Origin of the sequence: Nonomuraea sp. NPDC050556 (assembly GCF_044457355.1) — a bacterium.
Lineage (GTDB): Bacteria > Actinomycetota > Actinomycetes > Streptosporangiales > Streptosporangiaceae > Nonomuraea.
The window spans coordinates 2,539,491-2,563,145 of record NZ_JBITGU010000001.1 but is presented as its reverse complement, the minus strand read 5'-3'; the positions used below and the strand labels follow the sequence as shown (position 1 = coordinate 2,563,145).

Sequence of the window (23,655 nt, the reverse complement as noted above, 5' to 3'; positions counted from 1 at the left end):
AGAGCGACGGGGGAGGGGCTGCGTGCTGCCTGACGTGGAGGCATGGCTGCGCAAGCGCACCTCGTCGGCCGCCGACTGGCCCCTGCCGCTGCTGACGGAGGCCAAGGGCGCCACGACGATCAGCGTCGTCCTGCCCGCCCGCGACGAGCGCGCCACCGTCGGCGAGATCGTCGGCGTGCTGCTGGGAGAGCTGCCCGGCCTCGTCGACGAGGTCGTGGTGATCGACTCCCGCTCCACGGACGACACCGCGGCCGTCGCCGCGGCCGCCGGGGCGACCGTACACGCCCAGGACGAGATCCTGCCCGACCTCAAGCCGCTCGACGGCAAGGGCGAGGCGCTGTGGAAGTCGCTGGCCGTGACCTCGGGCGACGTGCTGGTGTTCGTAGACGCCGACATCCGGAAATTTCGGTCTTCCTTCGTGACTGGCCTGCTTGGTCCGCTACTGACGGATCCATCCGTCGCCTACGTCAAGGGCTGCTACGACCGCCCCCTGCGCGACGCGCCCACGGGTGGTGGCCGGGTGACCGAGCTCGTCGCCCGCCCGCTCATCAACCTGCACTGGCCCGAGCTGGCCGGTTTCGTCCAGCCCCTGGCGGGCGAGTACGCCGGACGCCGCTCCGCCCTGACCCGCGTCCCCTTCGTCACCGGTTACGGCGTCGAACTGGGATTGCTGGTGGACCTGCTGGAGCTGGCCGGGCTCGACGCGCTGGCCCAGGTCGACCTGGGTGTGCGCGAGCACTCCCACCAGTCCACCGAGGCGCTGGGCGGGATGGCGGCGCAGATCATGCTGGCGGCCTGGTCGCGCCTGGACCGCCAGGGCAAGATGATCGCGGTGGAGGAGCCAGGGGTACGGCTGTCGCAGTTCCACCGCACCGGCGGCGGCCACCAGGTCCAGACCCGCGACGTCTCCATCGCCGAACGCCCCCCGATGCTCACCCTCCCCTAGAGCCCACCTCCGCCATCCCCTCACCCCCGAGCCCCCTCACAGAGGTCAGGTGGGTTTTGGGTGTCCTTAGTCCTTCCTGACGAGCGCCGCCTCCGCGAAGGCCACGAGGTGCTCGCGCATCTGTTCCCGCCCGACCTCGTCCCCCGCGATCAGCCGGACGAGCTGTGGCATCATCCTGGGGAACAACGCCATCCCGACCAGCGTGAGCATCGTCATCGCCACCTCCTGCGACGGCTCGCGCCCCAACCCGGCGGCCAGCGACTCCGACTTGCGCACGCACCTGGCCCGCCGGTCCGCCTGACCGGGCAGGTCGGCGTCGCGGTAGTGCAACGCCTCCCACATCAGCAGCCGCGTCACATCCGGGTGATCCTGGTGGAAGTCGTACACCTTGCCCGCGTAGTCGACCGGATCGTCGCCCGGCATGGACACGGTCTCGGTCAGCTCCTCCATCGCCTGGCTGACCACGGCGTCGAAGAGCTTGTCCTTGCTCCCGAAGTAGCCGTAGATGCGCTCCTTGTTCACCCCGGCGTTCTGCGCGATCCGGTCCACCCGCGCACCGGCGACGCCGTACGCGGCGAACTCCTCGCGCGCGGCCTTCAGCAGAGCATCCCTCGTCGTCATGGCAGGATTCTACTCCAGCCAACTAGTTGGTTGACATCCAACTAGTTGGTTGGTTACGTTGCCAGGCATGGCTGTTTCTGTGACTACGACCGCCCCCTCCGTCCACTTGGCCAAGACACTCGTCGCCTTCACGCTGACCGCGATCATGTCGAGCGGCCAGCTGTATCTCGTGATCCCGCTGCTGCATGACATGGCAGGTGAATGGGGGACCTCTGCCGCCGGTTTGAGCTGGATGGTCACCGCGTTCGGCGTCGGGTACGCGGCGGGTTTCCTCATCTTCGGTCCACTTTCCGACCGCTACGGGCGTCGCCGGTTGGTCTCCATCGGGCTGCCGCTGGCCGCGCTCGCCACGGCGCTCGTGGCGTTGAGCCCGTCCATGGAGGTGGCGCTCGGGCTGCGCGTGCTGCAGGGCGTGGCGGTCGCGATCTTCCCGCCCGCCGCGCTGTCCTACGTGGCCGAGCGCCTGGACAGCAGGCGGCGCATGGTCGCCATCACGACGATCACCAGCGGGTTCCTGGCCGCTGCGGTGCTGGCGCAGGTGGCGGCGCAGTCGCTGGTCGGGACCCTCGGCTGGAGGGGCCTGTTCCTGGCCTCCGCCGTACTCTTCGCGGCGACCTTTGTCGCCAACCGCGCGATCATGCGCCAGGATCCGCCGGTGCTGGCCGGGGGTTCGCTGGCCACCGTGTACCGCGCCTACCCCGCGTTGCTGCGCAGGCCCGAGCTGGCGCTGCGGTACGTCGGCACGGTGGTCATCCTGGGCTCGTTCGTCGCCGTCTACGCGGGATTGCAGCTCGGCGGCGCGGACAACCTGCTGGCGCTGCGGGCGAGCGGGTTGCCTTCGATGATCGTGATCCCGCTGGTGATGCCGTGGCTGGCCCGCATCCCCGCCACCCGCCGCGCCCTCCTGGCGTTCACCTTGGGCGCTGCTTCACTCGCGCTGGTCGGCCTGACCAGCCCCGGTTCCCTCGGGCTTGGACTGCTGCTGGCGGTGTATGTCGCGACGATCGCCCTGGTGGCACCGTCGATCAACGAGGCGATCGCGGGCCTGGCCGGGCAGGCTCGTGGGGCGGCGGTGGCCCTGTTCACGTTCTCCCTGTTCTTGGGAGCGAGCCTGGGACCGCAGGTGGCGGCGGCCTTCCCGGACTTCTCCACTCTCATGTACGGCCTGGCAGGGGCGCTCCTCCTGGGCGCCATCGCGATCCACACGGCAACCCGCTTCGAACGCCCAGCCCCCTGACCCCACCGAACGGCCCCTGCCCATTCGGACAGCCCCGCTCCCTTCGAGAGGCCAGCCCTTTCCGAGGCTCAGTCCCTCAAGAGGTCCTCACCCTTTCGAGAGGGGCCGTTCAACAGGGCTCCTTCGGGCGATTCCTCCTTCTCCCGGCCCCGTGGCTCGTGCGCCACGGGGCCCTTCCGTCGTCGTGACGGCGGCCGGGATGTGCGGCCGGTGAGCGTCATCCTGGAATGCCCCCAGCCCCGTGCGGCGGATAGGGCATCTCCCCGGCTCCGCCGTACAGAAAAGGTCCTTATGGCCGGATGAGCCCACCCAGCGTGAGATCGGGCGACGTGTCCAGCTCGGCCGAGTTGAGCAGCCCGCCCAAAGGATTGAGCGGTTCGAGCAACGGGGCGCAGTCCCGCGGCGGCACCCCCATCGAATACGCCAGCGAACACACCCACATAGCCAGATCATCCGTCTGCCCGTTGAGGTTGAACCGCACCCGAAACGTCCCAGACTCCGCGTCATACGCGTTGTTCGCGTTGTTCACCGCCAACGGCGCCACATCCACGAACGTCTCGATCGACTTTCGATGCTTCACCAGCAACCGCGTGATCCGAGCAAGCTCCCGCACATTCGCGGCGACCTCACCCCGATTGTCCTCGACAAACCCCGCCACCCGAGTGAGCGTCCCCGACAACCCCTTGAGCGTCGCCCGCAACTCCTCCCGCTCCCCGTTGAGCTGCCCGGACACCTGCCCCAGATCCGTCATGAACCCCCGGATCCGCCCATCGTCCCGAGCCATCACCGCAGTGATCGACGCCAGATTACGCACGGTCTGCGAGAACTCATCCCGATCGTCCGCCAGCGCAGAGGCCGCATCCGACACCCCCCTGAGCGTCACCCCGACACTCTCCCCCTGCCCCCGGAAGGTGTCCGCAGAAACCCCGAGAAGCTCCGAAAGCCCCCCATCCGCATTGGCCCCCTGCGGCCCCAACGCCCGAGCAACCTGATCAAACCCCGCCAAGGCCTCATCAATCTCAACAGGCGATTGAGTGTCGGAGATCGTCCCCCCATCCCCGAGCACAGGACCGTTGGTGTACGGCGGCGCAATCTGCACATACCGATCAGCCACCACCGACCGCGCCACAATCACCGCCCGAGCGTCAACAGGCACCTTCCGGGCAGCGTCATACTCCAGCACCACCCGCACCCGCCCCCCGGCAGGCGCAACACTGACCACCCGCCCCACCCGAACCCCGAGAACCCGCACATCAGAACCGGGATAAAGCCCCACAGCGTGATCAAAGAACGCCGTCACCCTGACGGTGGGCGACGGCCGAAGCACCAGATACCCACCCGCCAACGCGAGGGCGGCAAGCAGGCCAGCGAGCCAGCGATTCATAGACCCTTCCAAAGAGTAGTCAAGATGCTACCGAGAGTGCCTGTCGCGCACTCCCCGATCCCTTCCTTTGACCCTCTACTCACCGGTAGGGTGTTACCACTGGTAACGCTTCTGGGGGTGCGTGATGTTCTGTCCCGAACTCGGCGACGATGTGACCGAGGTCCGCGACTGGGTGCACGCCTTCGCCCGCGACGTCATTCGCCCCGCAGGCGCCGAATGGGACGAACGCGAAGAAACCCCCTGGCCCATCATTCAGGAGGCCGCCAAGATCGGCCTCTACTCCCTCGACTTCTTCGCCACCCAGTGGTTCGAGAAGAGCGGCCTGGCCATCCCGGTCGCCTTCGAGGAGATCTTCTGGGGCGACGCCGGAATCGGCCTCTCGATCGTCGGCACCGGCCTGGCGGCCGCCGCGTTGGCCTCTGGCGGCACCCAGGAACAGATGGGGGAGTGGCTCCCCCAGATGTTCGGCACGGAAAACGACGTCAAACTAGGCGCTTTCTGCGCCTCCGAGCCCGACGCAGGCTCCGACGTAGGCTCCATCCGCACCCGCGCCGTACGCGACGGCTCGGACTGGATCATCAACGGCGTCAAGACCTGGGCCACCAACGGCGGGATAGCCAACGTCCACATCGTGGTCGCCTCAGTAGACCCCGAACTGGGCACGAGAGGCCAAGCCTCTTTCATCATCCCCCCGGGCACCAGAGGCCTCACGATGGGCCAGAAGTTCAAAAAACACGGCATCCGCGCCAGCCACACAGCCGAGGTAGTCCTCGACAACGTCCGAGTCCCCGCATCATGCCTGGTGGGCGGCGAGGAACGACTGACCGCCAGACTCACGAAAGCCAGAAACGGCGAGAAGTCCGGCGAACAATCCGCCATGCGCACTTTCGAAACAACCAGACCCTCAGTAGCCTCAATGGCGGTGGGCATCTCCAGAGCCGCATATGAATACGCCAGGGACTACGCCAGGGAACGCGAACAGTTCGGCCGCAAGATCGGCGAAAACCAAGCAATAGCCTTCCTGCTGGCCGACATGGCCACAAGGGTAGACACAGCCCGCCTTCTAACCTGGCGAGCAGCCTGGATGGCCAGAAACGGCCGCCAGTTCAACCAGGCCGAGGGCTCGATGTCCAAGCTGGTATCAGGCGAAACCGCAGTATGGGTAACAGAACAGGCCATCCAGATCCTCGGCGGCGCCGGCTACACCCGCGACCACCCGGTAGAACGCTTCCACCGAGACGCCAAGATCTACACCATCTTCGAAGGCACCTCGGAGATCCAACGCTTGATCATCGGAAGAGCGGTCACCGGCCTGCCGGTGCGATAACTCTTTCCATACGTCGAAGGCGCCGTATCGGCCGATCATCGCCACGAGTGTTGGATGCTTCGGCCACCGTGTTCGGTTTCTGCGATACCCGTCGTGGTCTGGCGATCGAGAATGCGGCGCGAAGTTGGCGCTGCTTTCGCGTCCTCGGCGGCCACGACCGATTATTGGGCTGCCTGCGGTTCTTCGCTCATCAAAACGGTCGGGCGAGCCCGTGACCGTCCTCCACCTGGTCGTAGATGGCGCGCAGCCACGGCTGGCGTACTTCAGGCAGCCGGGCCAACGTGTGCAGGAACAACCTCCCGTCAGGTCTGAAGGAGCCGAACGGCATCGAAGGCGGAGGATCGTCGCGGTACACCCCGGCAGGTAGCCCGCCCGCTGCGGGAAGCAGTCGCCGGTTGTCGTTGAAGGCCAGGTACGCCCACACATCCATAGGCAGCGCCACCGCCGCGTCGGTGCCGGATCGCCAGATCTCGCCGGTCTGCGGATGCTGAGGGACCAAGAAGATATCGCCCACCTGGGACGCCAACGTCGGCCCCGCCAGAGCCAGACCCTTCTTCGGCAATCCCGATGGAAGCAGTGCGTCGAGGGCCAGGCGGAACATCCTGGCGAGAGGGCCGTCAGAGACGATCACGCGCTCACCTGCCGAGAGGGCCAGTAAGTGGGCCACAGCCACCCCGGCCGCCGCCTCCCACCGCGCACCCCACGCCTCGGACGGTTCCACCAAGAGTGCGCTCAGGTGCTGGTCCAGCGAATCCTCCCAGCTGAGAATCGGACGAGCGGGAGTATCGCTGGGGTGTGCAAGAACAGCACTCGGGTCCATCCAGACCACCTGCCACCGCCCGCAGTCATCGATGAGTGTCGCCACCGCCCGCCCACATGCTGCGCATGCCAGGTTCGGCCCGGCCCGGCCATCCAGCCCGCAACAGCCGCCTTCGCATCGCTCAGGATTCAGGACAGTGCCGCGTACGTCGCCCAACGTGACCCCAACCGCGCCCGAGGGTCCGTCGGGGATGGAGTACACCGGCGCGTACACGCCCCGAGCTTCTGCTTCCTCCGTACCAACCTCATCCCACCGCCGCCATGGAGGCCCGTAGGGCTCGGGATTCACGGTGTACGTTCCAGACTCGAGCAGTGCGGGAAGCAGGTTATAGCCAGCCCGCTGACCAGCGTGCACGGGGAGCGAGACCCGCGACACCGGCGAGGTCAGCGTGGCGTTGCACGCCGCGCAAGCGAACGTCGTGGACGACACCTTCTCGACGGTCCGTTCCTTCCCTACGAGCTTGTTCCGCTTGACGACACCGCCGTTGTGGTGATCAGGCCACTGCGGCCTCGTACTCCGAGGGGCTACGGTAGCCCAGGCTGCTGTGCATCGGAAGCGACCTGTTCGAGCGCGACGCCGGCGTCAGCTCCTTCATTGCCGGGCTCTGGGGATGAGGCCGTAGATCGTCGCGGGGGAGCCGGAGCCCCGCCGGTTGATGACGCCGCCCACCAGGATCCAGGCGCCGCGGGTGGGTAGCTCGCCCAGGTTCGCCAGGTTCTCCAGGCTGATCCGGTGTTCGTGATAGAGGAGCATGGACACGGCATAGGTCTCGTCGGTGCCCAGATCGGGGCCGAAGGTGTCGCTTCCGAGCGCTCCCCGCTCGGCCAACCGGCCCTTGGCGATCAGCCATTTGACGGCGTCAACGCTGAAACCCGGCTGGTGGATGGCGTGTTTGGCATCGAGGTTGGCGTACGCCGCCGTGCCCCACTTGGCTTCCCAGCCGGTCCACAGGATGATCGCCGAGCCGCGCGGGATGGGGCCGTGCTCCTTCTCCCACGCCTTGAGGTCGCCGACGGTCAGCGCGTAGTCGGCGTTGTGCGCGGCCTTGTCGCGGATGTCGATGCGTACGGCAGGCAGGAAGAAGTCGTCGGGGTCCATCTGGTCGGCGAGCACCTGGCCCTGGTTCATGTGACCGGGCGCACCCCAGTGGGTGCCCGTGTGCTCGCCCTCCTTGACGTACTGCAGGTAGTAGCCGTCCTTGGGGATGGTGAACGCGGTCTTGAGCGTGAAGGCGGGGTCGCCGGGGAAGCCGGAGGTCGTGGCGGGGTCGTTGACGTGCGAGAGATTGACGAGGCGCACCTGACGGAAGGGGTGCTCCGACTCGGAGGCGTCCGCGAACACCTTCCCTCCGAGTACCGCTCCCACCATGCCGGTCGCCGCAGAGAACGCTTGCCGTCGTCGCATGTCGGCTCCCCATCCCGTGCTGGAACGAATCCCGTCCAACATCCCAGACACCCCACAACGGGTCCAGATCCTGGTCGCGGTGATGCTTCGAGATGGGGTGCCGCCGCAGGCATAACGCACTCGCCGCTACCAGTCGGCCTGGCTCAGTGGTCTGGACGCGCTGACCCAGGTTCACGGTGGTCGGCTGGCGTCGTACTGGACTTTGCCGGAGAACAGGTCGAGATCAACTACCAGGAGTCCATCGACTGGCTGGAGTGGCGGTCCGACACCAAGGAGGAGGTGACCGACATCGCGGACGGCATGGTTGCGGTCGGCTTCACCTGGGGAGACCGCTAGTTCTGGACACACAACACCCTCGGCGCGAACGGCATGCCCGGCGCCATCGCCTGGGAGCGTGAGATGGACACTGTGGCACTTCAGGCGGCGTTGGATGAGATATTCGACTTCGCCCTGGTCTTCCACGCCTACACCGACTACATGCGCGACTACGAGGCGCTGATCTACATTCCGATCACCCCGACAACGACTGAGCCGGTGAACCTGCGCTACGTCTTCAAGTACTGCGTCGAGGCGCATGTCTCGACAGCGGTGTCTCCGAAGACGTGGCAGACCTCCCTGGACGACTCCCTGCTGGGAGATCCGGAACAGGCGGTGGACGGCTTCGTCTGGGGTGTGCGCTGGCAGAACCTCTACCCCGGCGCGGAGATCATCGTTGACTCGGCCAAGGCGCGCGAGTGGTCTGCTGCCCTTGGTATCGACTTCCACGAGGTACGTATCACCACCGAAGCCCAGGTCCTGAGTCTGGTGTTCTCCGACCTTGAGGTGAGCGAGGTGCCTGTCGGGTATGCGCCGTTCGCGGTCAGTGAGGGCTGACGTCACTCTTTGCGAGCCAGCGGCCGGGTTGGCCCCCGTTGGTGGCCTGCTTTCGGTCTCGTGAGCTCGAGCTGCCGGGCGGCAGCGGCGATCGGTGGAGGTTGTGGCCTTTGTTTGATGCGGTTGCTCAGTTGTCGGCGGCTTGAAGTGCGGTGGCGATGGGTTCGAGCCCTGTGATCAGCTCGTCGAGTTCGTCGGTGTTGAGCACGTCGTACGGCGGGGCCGCCAGCTCATCGGTGAGGTCCTCGATGCGCTCCCTGATCTGGCGGCCGGTGTCGGTGAGCTTGCCGTTGTCGTTCACGAGACCGCGACCGCGCAGCCCGTCGATGACCGCGGCCAGCTGTGCCTTGGGCAGGTGGTGGATTCGGCCGAACTCGTCCGCCCTCATTCCGAGGGAGAGTGCTAGGAGGACATGGGCCTGCGTTCCGCCGATGTTGTGGGTGACCAGGGCGGTGTTGTGGCCGTCGCCGCGGTGTTCTCGCAGTAGCGTCGCCGCGTGCCAGAGCTTGGCGACCGGTTCCTCGGGCACGTCGAGTGCCCTTAGCCCGGCATACAGTGCTCGGCCCTCGGTTGGTGCGCTGGTCGCTGCTCGGGTGGCGAGGTCGGCGATCCGTGCCAGGGTGGGGGAGTCTGCGAGCTCCCCGATCGCCTGCCGCAGGGCGGCGGCGCTGGCTCGCTCGCGTACGGCGATCGCCTCCTGTGGGGTGATCTTGCCCCAGACCCAGGGGATGTGGCGCGCCACCTCGCCGTCGGCGAAGTTGTAGAAGACGGCGTGCACCACCTCGGCCGGTGCCAGTCCGAGTGGTGCGGCCCGGCCAGCGAAGTATCCGTCCCAGTAGTTGCGCATGCCGAGGGCCAGGAACGCCTCGGTCGGCACGTCGGAAAAGGTGACGGTCCCGATCGGCTCGACGAGCTCGAACATACGGTGGACCTTGGCCCGCGGGTGCGACATCGTCGGCATCTCCTGTGGTCGTGACCGCGCCATCGTGGGCGGCCTCCTACCTTGGCTACGAACAACACGGCTCCGATCCGACACCACCTCCAGGATCACTTCGAAGAGTCGGCTCGCCGTACTGCGCGGACGGGCGTGGAAGAGGCTTCCTCCTGCTGCGACGAACCTCATGAGGGCAGATTGGTCGCTGGAAACAGCTCTACGCCGTGTGCACACAACCTCGACATCGCGCACCCGGTTCCTGCATACCGGGCTCCTACCGTGAGGTCCATGCGCGAACTCGTGGATGATCGGGCCTGGTTAGCGGCCTTCGAGGCGGAAAGGGAGAGTCGGCGAGCGTCCGCCGACCCCGACTGGAGCCAGGGCGCCCAGCTCACCCCCGCGCTGATCGCGAGCATCCAACGCTTCCAGGTGGGCGAGGACGGCGATGGCCGGAATCTGATCGACAAGGCTTCCGCAACCGGGGACGCTGTCTACGCTGCGGCAGTCCGGCTGTTCGTCGCCGAGGAGCAGAACCATGCCCGGCTGCTCGCCCGCCTCCTGACCGCCGCCGGGGCCACGACGCTGGCCGGGCACTGGAGCGACACCGTCTTCGTACGGCTGCGCCGCCTCCTGGGTCTGCGCCTGGAGCTGATGGTTCTGATGATCGCCGAGGTGATCGCCCTGCGGTACTACCGCGCGCTGCGGGACGGATCGAGCGACCCCCTCGCCCGCGAGGTCGCGGCGCGCATCCTGGCCGATGAGGAACGCCATGTCCCTTTCCATATCCACCGGCTCCGCCAGGAGCCGCCGGCGCAGCTCCTGACTGTTGGCGCGTGGTGGATTCTCATGCTCGGTACGGTCACCGTGGTCGCCCTCGATCACGGCCGAGCTCTCAAAGCCGTGGACCTGGCACGGTGGCGGTTTCTGCGCGACGTGCTGACGCAGTTCCGGGCCGTTGTCACAGCATCCACCCGGTAGGGCTCTCCACCCGTGCCAGGTAAGGCCGGTCGCTGCGACGGCGCGGCAGGCTGAGCATCTTCCGCAGGCCGCGGCCTCACTGCCCGGCCATGACCTGCAACCCATGGTCGTTTCGGTCGTGGGGGAGGGTTTCGGTTGCGGTTGGCGGGGTGGAGCGGGGTGTGCGCGTCGCACCCGAGATTGACAGCACAATGCCCTTACCGGATCGATTCTTGGGCGAATCTCACCCTTGACGCCCCGGTCGCCGTTATGCCGGGTCGCCTTGTCATGGCATCGGCAAACACTGCCAAGAATGAGTTTCTGGACTGGCCAACATGCATGAGATCGGCAAGAGCGCGATCAGTAGCAGTCGGACCGAATTTGTCTGACAAGATGCGCCGGTCGCGGATCAATCCAATGGTCGTTGATATACGTCACCCAGTGCCGGGCCATATATCACGCCCCAGCCCCCCGGCAAATCGACGGCCGACGGCCAAAGAGGGTGCCGTTCGGAACTCCTCTTGAGATCGTCGAATGGATTGCGCATGAGGCCCCTTCTCGCGGGTAATCAGCCTGGGGCCCTGTGGATCCGGGCGGCCGAGCGCGGGTGATACCCCTGGCCGGTGTGCGGCATGCCCACCCCTCCTCATCGACCGTGACCGTCCGGTCACGCTGCAGAATGTTGCCGATTCATTTGCCCTAACAACACGCTGCGGACACGGGAAAGAAAGCTGACCCGGCGTGCGAGTCAAGCGCTTCAATTAGCACACATTTCAACTATGTCCCTGTCAGAAAGGGTTAACAGTAATCGTTTACCACGCCTTGACGAATTTATGGATTGTGGGATGCTCGTCCGTGTTGAGCGATCATTGTCGCTGATCCAGAACATGCACCCGGTGTTTGAACACATAGGGGGACAGGTTGGCTCTTCCCGACGGACAAGTCCGTTCTCTGCGCGCTACTGCCCACCTATCGGCGCAGCCACACAGTCCCTACGAGGGTCACTTCGAAATCCTGCCGATCGAGAGTGTGCTGCCGGCTGATTCTCCGCGGCTCGACGGCGAGGACGTGGAGCATATCTACTTACTCGCGGAGGCAGAGGACCTCCCGCCGATCCTCGTCCACCGCGCGACGATGCGGGTCATCGACGGCATGCACCGGCTCAAGGCCGCCACGCTCCGCGGTGACGACACGATCAGGGTCGTCTTCCACGACTGCGACGACGCGGACGCGTTCGTCCTGTCGGTGAAGGCGAACATCCAGCACGGCCTGCCGCTTTCGCTCTCCGACCGCAGGGCGGCCGCCGCACGTATCGTCAGGCTCTACCCGCGCTGGTCCGACCGCGCCATCGCCGAGGTGGCCGGGTTGTCGGCCAAGACGGTGGGGGCGATCCGCCGCGAAGCGCCAGCCGCGCTGACCGAGGTGCGCGAGCGGGTCGGCCGCGACGGGCGGGTACGCCCGCTCAACACGGTCGACGGCCGCCGCTACGCCAGCGAACTCATCACCCTTTATCCGGACTCGTCCTCGCGGGAGATCGCGCGTAAGGCAGGCATCTCGCCGAGTACCGTGCGCGACGTCCGCGACCGGCTGCGCAGGGGGGAGAACCCCGTCCCTGAACGGCGGCGCCCCGGCAACCCCAACGAGCAGGTCACGCCGGAGTCCAAGCTGCAGGAGCGGATCAAGAGCCTGCAGTCGTTCGACTGCTGTGACGAGATCCTGCAGAAGCTGAGCAAGGACCCCACGGTCCGCATGACCGACAAGGGGCGCGCCATGCTGCGCTGGCTCAACTCGCAGTGCCAGCAGGTGGAGAAGGGCCGGGAGTTCCTGGCGGACAACGTCCCCGACCACTGTTCGAGCCTCATCGCCGACCTCGCCTGCTCCTTCGCCAACTCGTGGCTCAGCGTCGCCGACGAGATGCGCAGCCGTAGCCAGGGCATGCCGTGACGGCCACGGCCGCGGCCCTGTTCGAGCAGTGCGCCAGCCGTCACGCGACCCAGGCCGCGGTCGAGTACGACGGCATCTCGCTGACCTACCGCGAGCTCAACGCGCGGGCGAACCGGCTGGCCAGGCGGCTGGTCGCCGAAGGGGTCGGCGCCGAGCAGATCGTCGCCGTGGCGCTGCCGCGCTCGTGGGACTGCGTCGTCGCCATCCTGGCGGTGCTCAAGTCCGGTGGCGCCTACCTGCCGCTCGACGTGACCTACCCCAGGGAACGACTCGCCTTCATGATCCGCGACGCGCGCCCAGCGCTGGCCATCACCACCGTGGAGGACGCCCGGCTCCTGGCAGACGAGATCGTCTGCCTCGAGCTCGACCGGCCGGAGACGCGGGCAGCCCTGGCCGGGCTGGGCGCGGGCAACCTCACCGACGCGGAACGGATCACACCGGCGCATCCGTCGCACGCGACGTACGTCATCTACACCTCAGGCTCCACCGGCACCCCGAAGGGCGTCGTGATCACCGGTCAGGGCATGGCCGCGCTGGCCGACACCCAGCGCCGCACGCTGGGCGTCGGGCCGGGCAGCAGAGTCCTCCAGTGGGCCTCGATCAGCTTCGACGCGGCCTTCTGGGACTACTCCTCCGCCCTGTTCTCCGGAGGAACGCTGGTCCTGGCTCCGGCGCGGGGCCCCGACGCGCGGCTGCACGACCTGCTGCGCGACGGCCGCATCTCCCACGCCACCCTCCCGCCCGCCGTGCTGGCGGCGCTCGACGACGACGTGCTGATCGGCGCGACGATCGTGTCCACCGGCGACTCCTGCACCGAGGCGATCGCCAAGCGCTGGTCGCGCGGCAGGACGCTGCTCAACGGCTACGGCCCGACCGAGACGACCGTCGGCGCGACCATCAGCGAGCCGTACGCGGGAGCGGGCGTGCCGATCGGCAGGCCGTTCACCGACACCGTCGTGCACCTGCTCGACGACGACCTCCACCCGGTCGGAGCGGGGGAGATCGGCGAGATCTTCGTGGGCGGCCCCGGGCTGGCGCGCGGCTATCTCGGGCAGCCGGCGCTGACCGCGCAGCGGTTCGTGGCCAGCCCGTTCGAGCCGGGTCAGCGGCTGTATCGCACCGGCGACCTGGCCTCGGTGGCCGAGGACGGCCAGCTCATGTTCCACGGGCGCGCCGACGACCAGGTGAAGATCCGCGGCTTCCGCGTCGAGCCTGGCGAGGTGCAGACGGTCCTGACCCGTCACCCAGGCGTACGGCAGGCGGCGGTGATCGCCAGGGACGACGAGCACCTGGGCAAGCACCTGGTCGCCTACGTCGTCACCGACGGCTGCGACACCGACGTCCTGCGCGAGTACCTGGCGCAGAACGTTCCCGACTACCTGACCCCCGCCGCGATCGTGGAGCTGCCCGACCTTCCCCTCACGCCCAACGGGAAGGTGGACCGCAACGCCCTGCCCGAGCCGCGGCGGCGCGCCGTCCCCGGCCGCGAGGCGCGGTCGGACCACGAGCGGTACCTGTGCGCGGTCGTCGCCGAGCTGCTCGGCGTCGACGAGGTGGGGCCGTCCGACGACCTGTTCGTGCTCGGCGGGCACTCGCTGCTGGCCGCCAAGCTGATCGGGCGGATCAGGAAGGACCGCGGCGTACGGCTGCCGCTCAAGACGCTCTACAAGGCCGGCCGGATCAGCGACATCGCCACCAACCTGGCCGAAGCCGAAGCTCAGAAACTGCCTGACTGAGCGAATTCCTCACTCGCCCGCGAACCAGCGCGAAACGTGCGAGTAAAGGTTCCACGGTTGTGTTTCGCCAGGCTCTGCGGCCAAGGTGGAACCACCTGATCGTACGGCAGCGCACCCCCACGACCCGGCCGTTGAGGAGATCATGAAATCTCGAGCGCTAGTGATCGCGCGCCATGAGGCACGCCTGCTGCGAACCAACCCGTGGATCGTGGTGATCCTCATCATCATCCCCGGCCTGCTGCTGGCCTTCTTCGCCAACGGCATCGTCGGCGGCCCGGCGCGGGCCATCCCCGGCCTCGCGGCGCTGTTCGGCTTCTTCGGCCTGTCCGCCATCGGCCTCGCGTTCTACCGCGACCACGGCTGGATGACCTGGGACCGCCTGCGGGCCAGCGGGACCCGGCCGTTCGCGGTCATCATCGGCAAGCTCACGCCGCTGGCCGTGATGTTCCTGCTGCAGTACATCGTGCTGTTCCCGCTGGGCTGGCTGGCGTTCGGCATGGAGATCCGCGGGAGCCTGCTGGGGCTCGCCCTGGTGACGATCGCCCTGGTCGCCGTCGAGCTCGGCATCGGACTGCTGCTGGCCGTCGTCTGCACCAGCATCGCCCAGCTCAACTCGCTGGTGAGCGTCGGGACGATGCTGCTGGTGGGGATCGCGGGAGCGCTGTCGCCGATCAACACTTTCCCCGGCTGGATCCAGGCGATCGCCCCCGTCTCCCCGGTCTACTGGTCGTTCAAGGGTTTTCACAGCATCCTGGCCGACGGGGCCGGACTGGGTGACGTCATCGTCCCGATCGCCGTCCTGACCGGGATGGCCACCGTCTGCTTCGTGCTGTCGGGGATCTTCTACAAGCACGAGCAGCGCAAGACCTTCTTCGCCTGACGAAGCCGGACGGAAGGACGGAAGACGTGGGAAACCTCGCCGACGACATCGTCGTCAAAGGGGCTGACGGCCGGTACCAGGCCGAGATCTCGGCAGAGTGGGACTTCTGGGGCCCCAACGGGGGTTATGTCGCGGCGCTCGGGCTGCGTGCCGTACAGACGCACAGCGTGCTGCCGCGGCTGGCGTCGATGTCCGCGCACTTCCTGTCCGCCGCCCGGCACGGTCCCATCGACATCGAGCTCACCACGCTCCGCACCTCCAGGCGGGCCGAGTCCGTCCGGGTGACGATGTCGCAGGAGGGCCGCCCGGTCTGCGAGCTTCTCGTCTGGATGGTGGCCAACGGCCTGGTCGGGCTCGTGCACGACCACGTGCGGCGGCCGGACCTGCCCGGACACGAGGAGCTGCTGTCGATCATCGACCTGATGGGCGCCGAGGCGAAGCCGCCGTGGCCGATGTTCCACAACATCGAGTGGAAGCCCTTCCCCTGGCAGCACCCGGGCGCGGAAGACCCGGCGGCGGCCGAGGCGCGGTGGGGCGCCTGGTGGCGTTTCCTGCCGCAGGCCACCTTCGACGACCCCTTCGTCGACGCGGCCCGCGCGGTGATCCTGCTCGACGCCAACACCTGGGCGGCGGCGAGCAAGGGGCGACCGTACGAAATCAGCTACCTGGCGCCGACCGTCGACCTGTCCATACAGTTCCACCACGCGGCGCCGGACTCCGAGTGGCTGCTGGTCGACGGCATGGCCGACATCGCCGACGACGGGCTGGTGTCCGGCCAGAACCGCCTGTGGAGCTCGGACGGCACGCTGATCGCCTCCGGCTTCAGCACCCTGCTCTGCCGGGAGCTCCGTTCATAGACAGCGCGTCCAGCGCCAGGTGCCACGGGAACGCGCCGTTCCCCTCGGGGGTCCGCACGACGTGGACCCCCTCGGCGCGCAGGCTCTCGACAGCGGTCCGGTACGGCACGCGCTTGGCCAGCGCGCCGTTCACCGCGGGCAGGACCACGAGCGGGATCCCCAGGCCGGGAGCCTCGGCCATGACGCCCAGGGCATAGGAGTCGGTGATGCCTTGGGCGAACTTGTTGATCGTGTTGAACGTCGCCGGAGCCACGATGATCGCATTCGCGCGGGGGGACTTCGGCTCGTTCGGCTTGCGGTAGGTGCTCCGCACCGGGCGGCCGGTCTGCTTCTCCAGCGCCGGGACGTCGATGAAGTCCAGGGCCGACGGCGTGGCGACGACCTGGATGATCCACCCCTCGTCCTGGGCGAGCTCCACCAGGCGGCCGGCGTCCACTGCCACGCCGGCCGCGCACATGATCACGTAGAGAACCTTGTCGTCGGGCAACTGTCGCTCACCAGCCGTCGTCAAGACCGTAGGAGGCCAGGAACCCCTCCACCTCGGCCAGTGACTCCTCGTACCCGAAGTTGCGGTACGCGTATCCCTTCGCGACGTAGGGGGCGCCCGCGTAGAACATCTCGTACTGGTGGTGGCGACCGGCGAACTCGCTGCCGATCGCGTCCCATGCCAGCTTGAACAGCTTCACCCGTTCCTGCGCGGGAACGCCGGGGGACTGGACGTACCGGTCCATGTCCGGACGGGTGGCGGGGTTGCGCAGCTCGGCGACCGACGACGGCACCTGCAGCACGCCACCGCCGGTCAGCTCGCGCAGGATGGCGAGCACCCGCGGGTACAGCTCTGACTGCATGGCCATCGCGCCGTAGAGGGAACGCGGCTGGGGCAGCCACAACCCGGCGTCGTCCGGCTGGGCGCCGTACTCCGCCGCGAGCACCGCTGACTCCACGAGGGACACCAGCGCCGCGAGCTCGCCGAGCTTCTCCTGCACGCCGGGGATCCGCTCGACGCCCGTGGCCTGCGCGACCTTGCGCGCGATCCCTGCGAGGAACCGCAGCTTGGCCGCGAACCTGATCTGCGCCTGCGAGTTGCCCAGGATGTGGGCGCCCGTGGCGAAGAACTGGCGTCTCAGGCCGTCGACGTCGCGGCAGACGAAGACCCGTTCCCACGGAACGAACACGTCGGCGAAGACGACCAGCGCGTCCGTCTCGTCGTAGCGGCTGCTGAGGGGGTAGTCGTAGTGGCTGGTGGCGGACGAGGCGTAGGGACGGCGGCAGTACAGCTTGAGACCGGGGGTCGAGATCGGCACCACGAAGCTGATCGCGAAGTCGCGGTCCTCCGGCGTCAGCGGTTTGATGCACGACACGAAGATCTCGTCCGCGACCGCCGCCGCGGTCGCGAGCATCTGGGCACCGCGCACCACGATGCCGTCCTCGCGCTCCTCGGCCACGCCGACCTGGATCAGGTCGCCCTCCCACGCGTGCGCCGTGGTGATCCGGGAGACCTGGGGCGGGATGATGGCGTACGAGACGTAGAGGCTGTCGCGCAGCAACCGCTCGTAATACCTGGTGACGTTCCCCGAGAAGTCGTGCTCCTCGGAGCGGAACGCCTCGGGGTGAGCCGCGAAGCCGGCCAGGAACGAGCCGACGTGATCGGGGCCGCGGCCCACCCAGCCGTGGGAGTGCCGCGCCCAGGTCTCGATCGCCTTGCGCCTCGCCACCAGTTGCTCGTGGCTCTGCGGCATCGAGTAGACGATGTTGGCCAGGCCGCCGGTCTCCCTGGCGTACGCGGTCATCCCGCTCGCCGGGTCGGCGGCGATGTCGTAAAGCTCCGACACCGTCCGCGCGATCGGCGCGAACGCCGGATGCTCGACGACGTTGCGCACGCACTCGCCGTCGACGTAGACCTCGCGCTCGTCCCCGATTGCGGACAGATAATCTGCACCCTTACGCATCGGCTTGTCCCCGGCTCCTCGCCGTCACTCCTCGGTCAGCTCGAACCACGACTTGCCCAGGCGCTCCGAGGTGCTCGGCTCCGAGAAGTCGTGGTAGGTCATCTTGGAGTTGGCGGTGCAGATGAAGTCGCCGTTCTGCGTCCAGAGCCTGGTCTCCGCGCCGAGGATGCCGTCGCCCACGTGGCTGCCGACGGCGTCGGCGAGCAACCAGTCCGCCTCGGGGTGGAAGGTGTGGAAGTCGACGGTGAGGCTCATCGTCGGCGCGATGAACGTCAGCGGCGGGGTGAAGGGGTCGGCGACCGTGGCGAACTGCATCGCCGCGGTGATGATGATGGAACGGCAGGCGTCGACCCACGGGTCCTTCTGCCCCTCGCCGCACGGCATCCGCTGCCAGCCGCGGATGTGCGCGTCGCGCCGCGGCACGTACTTCATCTCCTCCTCGGTGAGGTCCTCGACCCCCGGGTAGTTGTGCGACCCCATCAGTCCCTTGATCATGCGGAACTCGAGGTTCTTCCAGAACGGCTCGTCGCCCATGAGCGCGAGCACGTCGTCGTCGAGGATGGTCGCCTCGCCCTCTTCCGGCGACGGCGCCTCTGGCGCCTCCTGCCAGTTGAGGGTCGGCCCGACGTCGACGCTGGGCGCGGCCGCCACCAGTGCGGTGAGGATGTCCTTGCCGTCCTGCTTCATCTGCACGAGGAACGACGACGCCCGGTCGGTGCTGCGCAACGTCGTCACTTCGAGGTCGGCCGGGCCGACCTTCGCCTCGTTCACGTAGTGGCATGACACGCTGACCGGCCTGGTCATCGTGCTCGACGCGTGGGCCTGGGCCGCACGCAGTGCGATCGACGTCAGGTACCCGCCGACCGGTACCCACATCTTCCAGTCCTCGACGATCTCGCCTCGGTAGGTCCCGTCGCCTGTACGTTCGACCGCGGTTTGCCGCTCCAGATTCGACATACGCGACGTCTACCACGCCCGAAATGCCAGCCAACAGCAGCGTTTTTCGCTCGCGAAGGTGCCGACTGTGGGAATGCCGCAGTTGGTCAGTTCATCGCGAGAGCCAGGAATGGCAGGATGTGCGGGCGCGTGGGGTCGACCCCTACTATCGGCCGGGAGGCCCGTATGAGCGTTGACGATGAATCCGGAGCGGCTGTCCCAGCCCCGGCCCGGCCCGCGGCGCGGGTACGCGGACTGAGGAAGACCTACGACGGCGTGATCGCGCTCAAAGGCCTCGACCTCGATGTCCCTCCGGGCTCGGTGGTCGGCCTGATCGGGCCGAACGGCGCGGGCAAGACGACCGCCGTGCGGTGCATGGCCAACCTGCTGAAGCCGGACTCCGGCGAGGTGGACATCGCGCCCAGCAGGATCCCGGGCCGCTCGCCCGTGGCGATCGCCGCGCAGGAGATCGAGCTGTACCCGGGGTTGTCCGTCACGACGAACCTGACCTTCTTCGGGCACCTGGCGGGCGTCGACACCGCCGAGGAGGTGCTCGCCGAGCTGGCGACGGAGCTGGAGCTCGGCCCGCTGCTCGGCAAGCTGCCCAAGGACCTGTCGATCGGGCAGCAGCGGATGGTCCACGTGGCCGCCGCCCTGATGGCGATGCCCGACCTGCTCCTGCTGGACGAGCCCACGGCCGCCCTCGACGTCGGCTCCCGCGAGCTGCTGTTCGCCGCCATAGCGCGGCGCCGCGAGGCGGGCGTGGGCGTGCTGCTGTCCAGCCACCAGCTGCAGGAGGTCGAGGCCACCTGCGACTCGGTCGTCATGGTCAACCACGGCGAGGTCATCGCGGCGGGCGACGTCGAGGACCTGGTCGGCAAGCACGGGGGCGGCCAGATCGAGCTGACCGTGGACGGCACGCAGCAGGTCATCGAGGGCGACGACATCGCAGCCGCGATCGCCCAGGTGACGGCCGGCGGCGGCCGGTTGGAGGCCGTGAACGTCATCAGGCCATCCCTGGAGACGGTGTTCATCAACCTCACCGGGATGCGCAGCATGGACGTCGAGGCGTCCTGACGGTGGCTGGATACCACGAGTACCTCGAACTCGACCAGCTGCTCAGCTTGCAGCGCACCCGTACCAAGCACACGGCGACCGAACTGCCCTTCATCGTGGTGCACCAGGTCAGCGAGCTGTGGTTCAAGCTCATCATCGAAGACATCCAGGGCGCGGTGGAGGCCCTCGGCGCGAGCGACGTGGACACGGCCCTGCTCCGGCTGCGCCGCGTCCACGAGGTGGAACGGCTGCTGATCGACCAGTTCGTGCTGATCGACCAGTTACCTCCGGGCGGCTTCGGTGCCCTCCGCCTCGTTCTGGGTACGGCTTCCGCGGCCGAGTCGCGGCAGTTCGCCGTGATCGAGCGGATCTCGTCCAGGCCGCCCGGCGCTCCGGCCACCGACCAGGCGGAGGACCTTTGGTCGGCGCTCTGCGCGCAGGTCAGGAGCGACGGCCACGACATGCCGGTCGACGACACCGCCGAGGCCCGCGCCCGGCGGGAGCGCACCCTGCTGGAGATCTACCGGCAGGCCGGTCCCACGTTCGCGCTCTGCGAGGCGCTGCTCGACCACGACCAGGCGTTCTGCATCTGGCGGCAGCGGCACGCCCTCGCCGCCGCCCGGCAGATCGGCGACGCCCCAGGCACCCTCGGCACGGCCGGCGTCACGTACCTGGAGCAGCGCATCAGCCGCAGGTTCTACCCCGACCTCTGGTCGATCCGGCCAGACCTCCAGTTCTCCGGCTGAATCAGAGGCGACGTGTCATGATCGTCCGACCCAAGATCGAGCTGTACGCGGAAGAGCACACCAGCCCGCCGTCACCGCTCCTCGCCAGGGTGGCCGCGGCCACCCGATCGACGATGGACCGGCCCGAGATGATGATCGGCCCGGTCGAAGGCGCCCTGCTCGCGATGCTGGTGGCGATGGTACGGCCGCGCCGCATCCTGGAGATCGGCACGTTCACCGGCTACTCGGCGCTGGCCATGGCCGAGGCGATGCCCGCCGAGTGCGGGATCGTGACCCTGGAGGCCGACGCCCGCATCGCCGGGATCGCCCGCGACAACTTCGCCGCCTCGCCGTACGCCGACCGGATCGAGGTGCGGGAGGGGCCGGCGCTCAAGACCCTCCCCGAGCTGGACGAGCGATTCGAGCTGGTCTTCCTCGACGCGGACCGGCCGTCCTACATCAGCTACCTCGACGCCGTGCTTCCCCTGCTCGGCGAGCGAGGGTTCATCGTGGTCGACAACGCGCTGCAGTTCGCCATCACCCCGGACCCTGAGGAGGCGGCGGCCGTCCACGCCTTCAACGCGCACGTGGCGGGCCGGGCCGACCTCGTCCAGGTGCTGCTGACGATCCGCGCGGGCGTGACCGTGATCCGCCGTTCCGGCCCCTGAGAAAACAACCCGGTGATGACTGGAGCCCCCCATGAACGACGCGGCCGCCGAACCGCTCTCCCGCCTCAACGCCCCCGGACACAAGGCGGCGTCGCTGCCGCCGGGAACGTTCCTGCCCCTGCCAGGGGGGTTCGCCGTGCTCTCGCACGGCGTTCTCCGCAGCGCCGGGTTCCCGATCGGTGACCTGCTCGAACTCGGCGACGCCGAGTACGCGGCGGCCGTGGACCGCTGGCTGGAGGATGCGGGCGACGGCCTGGACGCGGTGGTCGAGCGGGCCGGCGCGCGGCAGGCAGAGCTGCTGCGCCGCATCGCCCGGCGCAACGACTTCCTGGAGGCCATCACCTGGCACAACCCGGACCTCGTCGAGCCGATGATCATCAAGCTCGGGCTGTCGGGCGCCGACGCCACGAACAACCACCGGCTGCGCAAGCGCCAGCGGCTCGTGGCCAACTACTGGACCCGCTACTGCGCCAAGAACGAGTCGATCGGCTTCTTCGGCCCGGTGAGCTGGTTCGACCTGCGGTCGAGCGGGGAGCCGCTGAGCATGCGGCCGGGTCAGGCGCTGATCAGCCGGGGCCTGCTCTACCTGGAGCCGTGGGCCGTCGACACGCTGGCGGCCACCCTGTCCCAGGATCCAGAGGTGCGCCCCTGGATCGCTCCACGCCTCCACCCCACCGTCCACGTCTCCAGCGGGCACGCCAGGACCATGGCGGGACCCGTCGAGCTGTCCGCCGATGAGGCCGGGCTGATCGCCCTCGTGGACGGCGAGCGGTCCGCGCTGGCGATCGCCGAGGCGTTCGGCTCCGACCCGGCCGAGGTGTACCTGCAGCTGGAGACCCTGGCCGCCAAGGGCCTCGTGCTCTGGGACCTGGAGCCGCCGCTGGTGCACAACGCCGAGCGCGAGCTGCGCAGGCGCCTGGACGCCATCGGCGACGCCAAGGTCCGCGAGCGGGCGGCCGAGAAGCTCGACCGGCTCGAAGGGGCGCGGGACGCGCTCGCCGCCTATCGCGACCCGGCCGACCTGCTCACCCTCTACCGGCGCCTGGAGCAGGAGTTCACCGCGCTGACCGGGGTCGATCCGATGCGCCGCCCCGGCCAGGCCTACGGCGGCCGCCGCCTGGCCTACCTGGAGTGCGATCGCGACGTGGAGCTGTCGTTCGGGCCCCAGGTGCTGGAGTCCTGCGCCGTGCCGCTGTCGCTGCTGCTGCGCAGCGCCCGCTGGTTCGCCGGCGAGGCGGCGCGGCGGGTGCGTGCCGTGTTCACCGAGGCGTTCGACGCGCTGGGCGCTGAGAGCGTCGGCCTGGCCGAGCTGGTGTTCTCCTGCGCCGACAAGGTGTTCACGCCGGGCGACCGCCCGGTCGACCACCTGGCCAAGGAGTTCGTGGCCCGCTGGCGCGAGATCCTCGACCTGGACACCGGCGCGCACGTGGTGACGCGCTCCAGCGACGAGATCGGCGGCCAGGTCGAGGCGGCCTTCCCCGGCGAGGCCCCGAGCTGGGGGTTCGCCCACGCCCACAGCGTGGACCTGCTCATCGCGGCCCGCGACGCCGAGGCGTTCGCGCGCGGCGAGTTCCAGCCCGTGATCGGCGAGCTCCACGTCGGATACCTCCCCCTCGAGCTGCCCGTCTTCGCCTGGGGGCACCCCGACCTCGACGAGCTGCGCACCCTGCTGGCGACGGCAGTCCCCGACGACCGGGTGCTGCTCAGCCCGGTCAAGGACTATCCGCGGGTGGCCGCGCGGATCTACCCGTGGCTCAACGACGCCCGCGAGACGTGGCTGTGCGTGTCCCCGTTCCCGCCGCGCGGGACCGACCGGCTGCTCCCGCTGTGCGGGCTGGAGGCCAGGCGCGACGGCGACCGGCTGGTCGCCGGGATGCCGGGCGGCGACCGGTGGTTCGACATCGTCGACATGCACGGCACCTGGCTGATGTACGAGTTCATGGACGTGTTCAAGCAGGTGGTCCGTGGCTTCGGCCACACGCCGAGGGTGGTCGTGGACAACACGGTGATCTTCCGCGAGACCTGGTCGTTCCGGGTCGCCGACCTCGACTGGATCTCCGTACGCGGCGACGCCGAGCACTTCGTCGCGGCCAGGCGCTGGCGGCGCGAGCGCGGGCTGCCCGAGATCGTGTTCGCCGGCGTCAGCTCGGAGACCAAGCCGGTGTACGTCGACTTCCGCAGCGAGGTGCAGGTCGCCAACCTCGCCAGGATGCTGCGGGCCGACGGGGCGAACCAGGAGGCGTCGGTGACCTTCTCCGAGATGCTGCCCACGCCCGAGCAGACGTGGCTGGCCGACGCCGAGGGGAACCACTACACCGCCGAGCTGCGCCTGCAGTTCGTGGACCGCACGACCGACTGAGCGTTTTCCCCACTCGAACACCGACTGAGACGCGTTCTACAG

General features: G+C 68.4%; 21 protein-coding genes. 13 read left to right on the top strand and 8 right to left on the bottom strand.

Going from position 1 to position 23,655, the window contains the following annotated elements; genetic code table 11:
- The first annotated feature begins 22 nt into the window (after positions 1-22).
- Positions 23-946 carry a glucosyl-3-phosphoglycerate synthase gene (locus ACIBG8_RS12435; RefSeq protein WP_397342767.1) on the top strand — a complete coding sequence of 308 codons (924 nt, stop codon included), beginning with the start codon at positions 23-25 and terminating at the stop codon, positions 944-946.
- Positions 947-1,012: 66 nt separating this feature from the next.
- On the opposite strand, the gene ACIBG8_RS12430 is transcribed toward ACIBG8_RS12435, so the two are convergent.
- Complete coding sequence (locus ACIBG8_RS12430) at positions 1,013-1,567, bottom strand: TetR/AcrR family transcriptional regulator (protein WP_397342766.1); 555 nt, start codon at positions 1,565-1,567, stop codon at positions 1,013-1,015.
- A gap of 67 nt (positions 1,568-1,634) precedes the next feature.
- Between ACIBG8_RS12430 and ACIBG8_RS12425 the strand changes: the two genes are divergently transcribed.
- Positions 1,635-2,804 carry an MFS transporter gene (locus ACIBG8_RS12425; RefSeq protein WP_397342765.1) on the top strand — a complete coding sequence of 390 codons (1,170 nt, stop codon included), beginning with the start codon at positions 1,635-1,637 and terminating at the stop codon, positions 2,802-2,804.
- 289 nt (positions 2,805-3,093) lie between these two features.
- On the opposite strand, the gene ACIBG8_RS12420 is transcribed toward ACIBG8_RS12425, so the two are convergent.
- Positions 3,094-4,188 carry an MCE family protein gene (locus ACIBG8_RS12420; protein WP_397342764.1) on the bottom strand — a complete coding sequence of 365 codons (1,095 nt, stop codon included), beginning with the start codon at positions 4,186-4,188 and terminating at the stop codon, positions 3,094-3,096.
- A gap of 124 nt (positions 4,189-4,312) precedes the next feature.
- Here ACIBG8_RS12420 and ACIBG8_RS12415 point away from each other — a divergent pair, with 124 nt between their 5' ends.
- Positions 4,313-5,515 carry an acyl-CoA dehydrogenase family protein gene (locus ACIBG8_RS12415; protein ID WP_397342762.1) on the top strand — a complete coding sequence of 401 codons (1,203 nt, stop codon included), beginning with the start codon at positions 4,313-4,315 and terminating at the stop codon, positions 5,513-5,515.
- Positions 5,516-5,705: 190 nt separating this feature from the next.
- Here ACIBG8_RS12415 and ACIBG8_RS12410 read toward each other — a convergent pair whose 3' ends face one another.
- Together ACIBG8_RS12410 and ACIBG8_RS12405 are read right to left on the bottom strand one after the other, a co-directional pair.
- The gene (locus ACIBG8_RS12410) at positions 5,706-6,380 is read right to left on the bottom strand and encodes a hypothetical protein (RefSeq protein ID WP_397342761.1); all 675 of its coding nucleotides are present in this window, start codon (positions 6,378-6,380) and stop codon (positions 5,706-5,708) included.
- Positions 6,381-6,926: 546 nt separating this feature from the next.
- On the bottom strand, positions 6,927-7,739 hold the full coding sequence (locus ACIBG8_RS12405; RefSeq protein WP_397342760.1) for a cyclase family protein: 813 nt from the start codon (positions 7,737-7,739) through the stop codon (positions 6,927-6,929).
- 399 nt (positions 7,740-8,138) lie between these two features.
- Here ACIBG8_RS12405 and ACIBG8_RS12400 point away from each other — a divergent pair, with 399 nt between their 5' ends.
- Entirely contained in the window at positions 8,139-8,612 is a 474-nt protein-coding gene (locus ACIBG8_RS12400; RefSeq protein ID WP_397342759.1) for a hypothetical protein, read from the top strand.
- 127 nt (positions 8,613-8,739) lie between these two features.
- On the opposite strand, the gene ACIBG8_RS12395 is transcribed toward ACIBG8_RS12400, so the two are convergent.
- Complete coding sequence (locus tag ACIBG8_RS12395; RefSeq protein ID WP_397342757.1) at positions 8,740-9,534, bottom strand: hypothetical protein; 795 nt, start codon at positions 9,532-9,534, stop codon at positions 8,740-8,742.
- Positions 9,535-9,834: 300 nt separating this feature from the next.
- Between ACIBG8_RS12395 and ACIBG8_RS12390 the strand changes: the two genes are divergently transcribed.
- The 5 genes from ACIBG8_RS12390 (at position 9,835) to ACIBG8_RS12370 (ending at position 15,920) form a co-directional block, all read left to right on the top strand.
- Positions 9,835-10,524, top strand: coding sequence for a ferritin-like domain-containing protein (locus tag ACIBG8_RS12390; protein ID WP_397342756.1), 690 nt, complete (start codon positions 9,835-9,837; stop codon positions 10,522-10,524).
- Positions 10,525-11,532: 1,008 nt separating this feature from the next.
- A complete protein-coding gene (locus ACIBG8_RS12385) occupies positions 11,533-12,447 on the top strand; it encodes a ParB N-terminal domain-containing protein (RefSeq protein WP_397342755.1) in 915 nt (304 codons plus the stop codon).
- Positions 12,444-14,183, top strand: a complete 1,740-nt coding sequence (locus tag ACIBG8_RS12380; RefSeq protein ID WP_397342754.1) for a non-ribosomal peptide synthetase — start codon at positions 12,444-12,446, stop codon at positions 14,181-14,183. Before ACIBG8_RS12385 ends, ACIBG8_RS12380 begins: the two co-directional genes overlap by 4 nt.
- 142 nt (positions 14,184-14,325) lie before the next feature.
- Positions 14,326-15,063, top strand: coding sequence for an ABC transporter permease (locus ACIBG8_RS12375; protein WP_397342753.1), 738 nt, complete (start codon positions 14,326-14,328; stop codon positions 15,061-15,063).
- Positions 15,064-15,089: 26 nt separating this feature from the next.
- Entirely contained in the window at positions 15,090-15,920 is an 831-nt protein-coding gene (locus ACIBG8_RS12370; protein WP_397342752.1) for a thioesterase family protein, read from the top strand.
- Here the strand turns inward: ACIBG8_RS12370 and ACIBG8_RS12365 are convergent.
- Genes ACIBG8_RS12365 through ACIBG8_RS12355 form a run of 3 tightly spaced genes read right to left on the bottom strand, consistent with a single transcriptional unit; the run spans position 15,886 to position 18,826 of the window.
- A complete protein-coding gene (locus ACIBG8_RS12365) occupies positions 15,886-16,407 on the bottom strand; it encodes a flavoprotein (protein ID WP_397342751.1) in 522 nt (173 codons plus the stop codon). The genes ACIBG8_RS12370 and ACIBG8_RS12365 overlap by 35 nt on opposite strands.
- Before the next feature lie 7 nt (positions 16,408-16,414).
- Positions 16,415-17,869 carry a 4-hydroxyphenylacetate 3-hydroxylase family protein gene (locus ACIBG8_RS12360; RefSeq protein ID WP_397342750.1) on the bottom strand — a complete coding sequence of 485 codons (1,455 nt, stop codon included), beginning with the start codon at positions 17,867-17,869 and terminating at the stop codon, positions 16,415-16,417.
- Positions 17,870-17,893: 24 nt separating this feature from the next.
- The gene (locus tag ACIBG8_RS12355) at positions 17,894-18,826 is read right to left on the bottom strand and encodes a thioesterase family protein (RefSeq protein WP_397342749.1); all 933 of its coding nucleotides are present in this window, start codon (positions 18,824-18,826) and stop codon (positions 17,894-17,896) included.
- A 165-nt stretch (positions 18,827-18,991) separates the two neighbouring features.
- On the opposite strand from ACIBG8_RS12355, the gene ACIBG8_RS12350 reads away from it, so the two are divergent.
- From ACIBG8_RS12350 to ACIBG8_RS12335, 4 genes are read left to right on the top strand one after another with little or no spacing between them, the layout of a single operon-like run.
- Entirely contained in the window at positions 18,992-19,882 is an 891-nt protein-coding gene (locus ACIBG8_RS12350; RefSeq protein WP_397342748.1) for an ABC transporter ATP-binding protein, read from the top strand.
- A 2-nt stretch (positions 19,883-19,884) separates the two neighbouring features.
- Positions 19,885-20,607, top strand: coding sequence for a tryptophan 2,3-dioxygenase family protein (locus tag ACIBG8_RS12345; protein ID WP_397342747.1), 723 nt, complete (start codon positions 19,885-19,887; stop codon positions 20,605-20,607).
- Positions 20,608-20,624: 17 nt separating this feature from the next.
- Positions 20,625-21,254, top strand: coding sequence for an O-methyltransferase (locus ACIBG8_RS12340; RefSeq protein WP_397342746.1), 630 nt, complete (start codon positions 20,625-20,627; stop codon positions 21,252-21,254).
- 31 nt (positions 21,255-21,285) lie between these two features.
- The gene (locus ACIBG8_RS12335) at positions 21,286-23,613 is read left to right on the top strand and encodes a lantibiotic dehydratase (protein WP_397342745.1); all 2,328 of its coding nucleotides are present in this window, start codon (positions 21,286-21,288) and stop codon (positions 23,611-23,613) included.
- Positions 23,614-23,655: the final 42 nt, after the last annotated feature.